The sequence below is a fragment of the Bacteroidota bacterium genome, from assembly GCA_034439655.1.
GTDB lineage: Bacteria > Bacteroidota > Bacteroidia > UKL13-3 > UKL13-3 > CANJUD01.
In genome coordinates this window covers 21,072-27,451 of sequence record JAWXAU010000012.1, presented here as the reverse complement: position 1 = coordinate 27,451, position 6,380 = coordinate 21,072, and the positions used below count along the sequence as shown (strand labels likewise).

Genomic DNA, 6,380 nt, shown 5'->3' with positions numbered 1-6,380 from the left:
TTAAAATTCGTGTTTCAAACCTTTATATTTATTAGAATCGAATTATGAAAGAGGTCTAATACATTTAGTCCCTTTCTTTTGGACTATTATATATTGAGTTTCGGTATTATATATTGTTAGGTCTAGCTTTTGGATAGAATTGTATTCTATATTAATAGAAGCATTGGTTGGGTTGGGGAACACACAAAAACCTTTTCCAGCATTATGTCCGATATTGCCCTGTGGGTTGCAGATGCCTACCCCAAAAACATTGAAATTACTATCAAGTTTGGCTAAATATATACGCCTTCTATTCCCAAAACTCCATGTGCTGCCCAACAAAATATAACCTCCGTCATTAGCCCTTTTAAGCACCCCTCCTTCATCCCTATATTTACCACCAAAATATTTATCCCATTTTATATTGCCGTCACTATCATTTTTTGCTATATATATATATATATCACCATCAGTATGATATTTTGGCAACATACCGTTATTAAATGAGCCTCTACTCCCTGCAAAGATATAACCACCATCATTTGTTTGCAGGATATCTCCAAAACCATCATCAGCGGTTTTGCCATAGGTTTTTTCCCATTTTATATTCCCTTTTATATCTGTTTTAACTATATAGCCTCCTTTATTACCTATACTATCAGTAGTACCTGTTATCACCTATCCTCCGTTCATGGTTTCCATTATTCTGGAACCAACGGTATTGCCTTTACAATTTAGTGTTTTTGTCCAAATACTATCTCCATTGGGTTTTACTTTGGCAAGATAAACCCCATATTGGTCTGTTCCGTTAAATTTCATAGTCATACTATTCCGTCCAACCATCATATAATTTCCATCTTTGGTCACAATCACATCTATCCCATTGATCATTCCTGGTCTCCCATATATGTTCTCCCACTGTTTATCGCCCACAGAATCTAACTTTAGCAAATAAGCTTGATATCCAATATTGGTTAATTTCTGACCTGTTATAATATAACCCGCATCAGGGATACCTCGAACGAAGCTTGAAAAATCATAACAAGCATAGGTTTTATGCCTTAAAGTATCACCTTTACCATCCATCATATAATATGAATGCCTATACATTTGAAATCATCGCTGCCCATTCCTATAGCTATATACCCGCCATCAGCAACTTGTGCAATAAACCTACAAGTATAATCAACCAACCTACCGTTAAAGCATGATTTGGTCTATATAGTATCTCCGCTCTTATCAATTTTCAGAAAGTAAAAACCCAATGGGTCTCCTCCTGAGCCTGCAATTAATAACCACCATCATAAGTTTGAATGGAATCAATCCCTGAAGCATTCCAATTATCATTACCGTATGTTTTTTCCAATATGAGTAATTGTGCATTTAATATATTGCAACATAAACAGCAAGCAATGATGCCTAGTATATATTTTATGTTCTTCATAATTAGACCTGCAATATAAAACACTTTTCCTACAACTCAAATTATTAGCTTCTTGGATGTTTACAAAAACCTTTAATATCCACTAACACCAAAGGTTTCTAAAATACTTTGTACTTATAAATAGACATATCACAACCCCTAGTTGAAAAACAATCAAGCCTTCATCATATTGCAAACGAATATACCCTTTACTTTTGCCCACTGAAAAATATAAATACGACCATTATGAAGAAAATATATTCATGCTTCTTATTATTGCTATTTGCTAGTAGCGGTATCTCGGCCCAAACATCAACATCGCACAAAAAGAAAACGGCGGAAATCAAGCCCAGCACGTTTAACTGTCCTAAGTTTCGTGAAATTAAATGGGGCTCGGTTAAGGATTCTATTAAAGTGAACGGCATGGCCCCCACTTTCGTAAAAGCGAAATTAAAAGAAGATACTTGTGCCTATTCTTTGCAGGATGATGATATGACAATCGGCACTGTTGTGTGCAAAAACATATACTACTCTTTCAATGCTTCGGGCCGTTTAAATAAAGTGAGATTGGTGATACCGAAATCTCAAAAATCGGATATCAAATATATTTTGGAAACTAAGTTTGAAAAAGCTACACAAATATTTGATCTAACCAATGCCTATGAACTTATTTGGAATAATATAGAAGAAGTAAGACTTACACTCACCGATTACGATGACCCAAGTATAGACTTCGTGACAGTGGAATTCACTAGCGATTTTGAAATGACTGAAGCTAAAAAAATTAACCGTGCGGTTGACGATTTTTAATTGCACTCAAAAGATACCTGTCTTGTTAGATGCGAGATAGTTAGGTAAAATGAATGGATTTGCCAACACAACCAGCCCGCTTCGGTAGCGGGTTTTTTTTATAATTAGTAACAGTGATCAGCCCGCTGCGGCGGGCAGGAAACAGGAAACAGTAGACAGTAAACAGGAAACAGGAAACAGTAAACGGTAAACAGTAAACAGGAAACAGGAAACGGTAGCTGAAGCCGCATGGCACTGACTACTGACTACTGCCCGCCGCGGCGGGCTAACTACTATAATGCGTTACGACTATCATATATTCATTTGTGCCAACCAAAAAGCTGAAGGCAAAGTTTGTTGCGGACAAGAACGGGGCATGGAACTCGTTGCTGAATTTCGACGGGTGCTGCGTGATAAAGGATTACAAGGCAAAGTGCGTGCACAGCGAGCAGGCTGCATTGATGCCTGCAACTTCGGCCCCAGCGTTGTTGTATATCCCGGTGGTGAATACTACGGCCACCTCAAGCCCGAAAATGTGGAGACTATTATAGAAAAACATATTATTGGAGGAAAACCCGTTGAGGAGTTTTTGATTACATTTTAAGTATTATTGTCTTCCCGAGGAACGAGGGATCTACTATGTTTTTATACCTTTAAAATACTAAACAGAAAAGAAAGTACATCTCTGAAAAAAGCATGCATTTGTGAGATGTCTCTCCCGCAGGCGTGCGGTATAACAAGACAAAAACCATATAGATATTAGGCGTACGCTCCCATTCGCCGGCGGCGAACTGAATCCAATCCGCAGGCGGCGGACCTATCCCTATAATATTCTTCCATCCTCCATCTCAATAATCCTATCTGTTTTATCGGCAAATTCTTTATCATGCGTAACGGCTATAATAGTTTGTCCAAATTCCTGAGATAACTCTTTTAATATATTAAATACATTTTTTGTGTTTTCAGAATCCAAATTTCCTGTGGGTTCATCGCCCATTATAATACTTGGATCATTAATGAGGGCACGGGCTATAGCAATACGTTGCTGCTGTCCACCACTTAGCTTGCTCGAAAGCTTGAGTGCTTGTTCTTCAACACCCAATAGTTTTAATTTGTCATAAGCCCGATGTTCAATTTCTTCTGTAGTATACTTTCCCAACTTCAAAGCTGGCAGCATTACGTTTTGCAAACAAGAAAACTCAGGTAATAAAAAATGAAATTGGAATACAAAACCTATATGTGAATTTCTAAATTTTGCCAACTCATTTTGTGATTTGCCTGTGAGTGTTTCTCCATTTACAACTAGTGTACCTTTATAATCGGTATCGAGGGTAGAAAGTATATATAATAGTGTTGATTTACCACAACCCGATTTGCCCACGAGGCTCAGGAATTCACCACGCTTAGCTTCGAAAGTAATATTTTTTAAAACCTCGAATTGTTCAGGTTCATTGAAATATTTGACGATATTTTCTGCTTTTAAAACCGTGTCCATATTATCCACGAATTATTTTTACAGGATCTACTTTTGATGCTTTCTTCGCAGGAAAATATCCTGCAAAGGCTGTAGTTGCAAGTCCAAATACAATGCCTTGTATATAATACTTGATGTCGAATGTAATGGGCAAATGATCAATAGCCAAAAACTCCCCACCATCAAAAGGCACCTTCGATAAGCCGTATGATAACCCCAACCCTAATAATATACCCGAAAGTCCACCTAGTAAACCTATAATAAGAGATTGACTCAAAAATATTCGCACAATATCGCCGCCTGAAAAACCAGTGGCTTTTAATATAGCTATATCTTTCATCTTATCATATATCGTCATGTTCATGATATTATATATTCCAAATCCTGCAACTACTAATAATGTAGTTACTACTACAAAAGTTAATATACTTCTAATCGTAAAACTTATTAATAAGGTAGCATTAGATGTTTCCCAATCTTCACATTTATAGCCGAGTTGTTTTTCAAGGTCACCCGCCATTGGCTTTGCATCACGGTGCTCGGTGAGTTTTATATTAATGTCGCTTATATAATTTGGGTCGACCAACAATAGTTTTTGTACTGTAGGCAAGTTTGTATAACATTTGGTATTATCAATTGCTGCCACACCCATACCAAATATACCTACAATTTTTAATCGTTGACTTGTAGCTAATGGAGTAGACACATTTATTTTATCTCCTACTCTCAGATTTAATTTCCTTGCCAATCCAACACCCATTATTACACCATTAGAAGTGTTTTTCAAATCTTCAATTTTGCCAAACTTCATTTTCTTACTTAGCTCAAAAAGTTTATCTTCTTCAAATATATCCACTCCTGACAAAACGCCATTCATTTCAATTCCAGCTTGCCTGTAAAACACTTGTGTGGCAAGCTGTGCCGAGATTCCCTTAATACGATTATCCTTCTTCAAATATTGTACAATCTCCCAGCCATTTTTTAGATTTCTTTGTTGTTCTTTTACATGTTGGTGGTGGGTAATATTCAAATGACTTTTATCATTATTGTAATAATCGTCGAGTATGGAATTTTTTACAGGTTTTATATCATTATATATATGAATATCGGGCGACGCACTCAACATGGTATCTTCCAATAAATTGTTCACGCCCGTCATAAAACTTATCATTAAGGTAAACATGGCAATACCAAAAGTAACTCCCAACATAGCCACCAAAGTTTGTTTCTTTTTGGCCAACAAATGTGTTTTGGCAATTTTTAAATTGATGCCGAACTTCATTATTTCTTGGGTGGTTTTACTAGTTCATCATTTTTATTAATTCCTGACAATATTTCTACCCATTCTATGTCTGAAATACCTGCCTCTATTTTAATGGCCGTCTTTTCATTATTTTTCATCACCCATACGGTATCTTTTCCTTGTATATAATTCTTCGGCACACACAGTATATCTTTTTTCTGGTTGATAATAATATTGGCTTCCACACTTTGCCCGGGATATATATTTGTTGGAGCATCTATCAATAGTGCATCAACACGGAAAGCTTGTTCTTGCTTGCTGATACTGGGATATATACTTTTCACCGTGGCTTTATATACTTTATCGGCAAAGCCATCTATTTTTATCACCACTTCCTGACCAATCTTTATTTTGGAAATATCTTCTTCTTCCACCATCATTTTTATCTCCATCTGTTTCGAATTCCCTATCATAGCAACTGGTTCGTAACGACGAATCAATTCTCCATTCTCTTTATATATTTCATATACTTTGCCTCCATCTAGTGCTTTAATGTTATATTTACTGCGGTCGCTTTCGTTTATGTTCAATTGTGTACGAGCATTATTTAATTCCAATGACAGTTGATTTTTGGTACGTACATATCTTTTCTTCAACAGCAAATATTCATTGCGAGAATTTTGTAAAAGCAATTTGGCTTTATCAAATTCTATCATGGCAATCGCATCACTTTTCCGTAGATTATCATAGCGAATAAAATTGAGCGAGTCTTGCCTGTAGCGATTCTCGGCAGACTGGACTTGCAAAGAAAGCTCATCGAGCAAAGGCCCGAAATTTTGCGAAGCAGTATTATAACTTTGCTGTGAATTTGCCCTTCTAAATTCTTGCACATCGGCATCCAGTTCAAATAAGGTTTGACCATTGGTTATCATATCACCTTCGGCCACCAATTTTTTCATCAGCACTCCATCCACTAAAGAATATAGTTTGTAATTCCCCGCAGGTATTATTTCTCCCGAGGCGTACACAGCTTCGGTCATGCTTTTGGTTTCAGGTTTAATGGGAGCTTCCTTATTGCCACATGAGGCAAAAAGTATAGTAACAATGCTTATATATAAAGAAAATTTATAGCTCATAACAAGTTAGTTTTGTTGTTCGCCACCGCGAATGAATTATCAAAAATAAGACTGCAAATTAACTCTTATTCAGAAAATTTTGTTGTACGTCAAAATTTGGGGTTGAAACGTAGTGGGTATCGTCATCCTATTCGCCGCGGCGAAACGTCATAAACTAATGCCTCGGGCATTTTGTCTTCCCGAGGGATGAGGAAACTCCTATATGTATTATAATATTAGTAGATCCCTCCTATCTCCCGATATCTATCGGGAGGGATGACAAACACCATGATGATTTGGCAATTTGGCCTTGGCTTGTGTCTTAGCAAAGTTGTCAAATCTGTATGATACAAAAAA

8 protein-coding genes are annotated in these 6,380 nt (G+C 36.7%); 2 read left to right on the top strand and 6 right to left on the bottom strand.

The genetic code is table 11. From position 1 onward, the window contains the following. Positions 1-42: 42 nt before the first annotated feature. The 3 genes from SGJ10_00935 to SGJ10_00925 form a co-directional block, all read right to left on the bottom strand. Positions 43-657 carry a hypothetical protein gene (locus tag SGJ10_00935; protein ID MDZ4756687.1) on the bottom strand — a complete coding sequence of 205 codons (615 nt, stop codon included), beginning with the start codon at positions 655-657 and terminating at the stop codon, positions 43-45. After that, positions 658-1,089 (bottom strand): hypothetical protein, encoded by a 432-nt coding sequence (locus SGJ10_00930; protein MDZ4756686.1) that lies wholly within the window; start codon positions 1,087-1,089, stop codon positions 658-660. A 178-nt stretch (positions 1,090-1,267) separates the two neighbouring features. Next, positions 1,268-1,423, bottom strand: a complete 156-nt coding sequence (locus SGJ10_00925) for a hypothetical protein (GenBank protein MDZ4756685.1) — start codon at positions 1,421-1,423, stop codon at positions 1,268-1,270. A gap of 225 nt (positions 1,424-1,648) precedes the next feature. On the opposite strand from SGJ10_00925, the gene SGJ10_00920 reads away from it, so the two are divergent. Beyond that, a complete protein-coding gene (locus SGJ10_00920) occupies positions 1,649-2,212 on the top strand; it encodes a hypothetical protein (protein MDZ4756684.1) in 564 nt (187 codons plus the stop codon). Between the two features lie 277 nt (positions 2,213-2,489). Beyond that, positions 2,490-2,795, top strand: coding sequence for a (2Fe-2S) ferredoxin domain-containing protein (locus SGJ10_00915; protein ID MDZ4756683.1), 306 nt, complete (start codon positions 2,490-2,492; stop codon positions 2,793-2,795). A 219-nt stretch (positions 2,796-3,014) separates the two neighbouring features. On the opposite strand, the gene SGJ10_00910 is transcribed toward SGJ10_00915, so the two are convergent. The 3 genes from SGJ10_00910 to SGJ10_00900 are packed head-to-tail and all read right to left on the bottom strand — an operon-like array spanning position 3,015 to position 6,044. Then, positions 3,015-3,686 (bottom strand): ABC transporter ATP-binding protein, encoded by a 672-nt coding sequence (locus tag SGJ10_00910; protein MDZ4756682.1) that lies wholly within the window; start codon positions 3,684-3,686, stop codon positions 3,015-3,017. Position 3,687: 1 nt separating this feature from the next. Beyond that, positions 3,688-4,947, bottom strand: a complete 1,260-nt coding sequence (locus tag SGJ10_00905; GenBank protein ID MDZ4756681.1) for an FtsX-like permease family protein — start codon at positions 4,945-4,947, stop codon at positions 3,688-3,690. Further along, positions 4,947-6,044, bottom strand: a complete 1,098-nt coding sequence (locus tag SGJ10_00900; protein ID MDZ4756680.1) for an HlyD family efflux transporter periplasmic adaptor subunit — start codon at positions 6,042-6,044, stop codon at positions 4,947-4,949. Before SGJ10_00900 ends, SGJ10_00905 begins: the two co-directional genes overlap by 1 nt. Positions 6,045-6,380 lie beyond the last annotated feature (336 nt).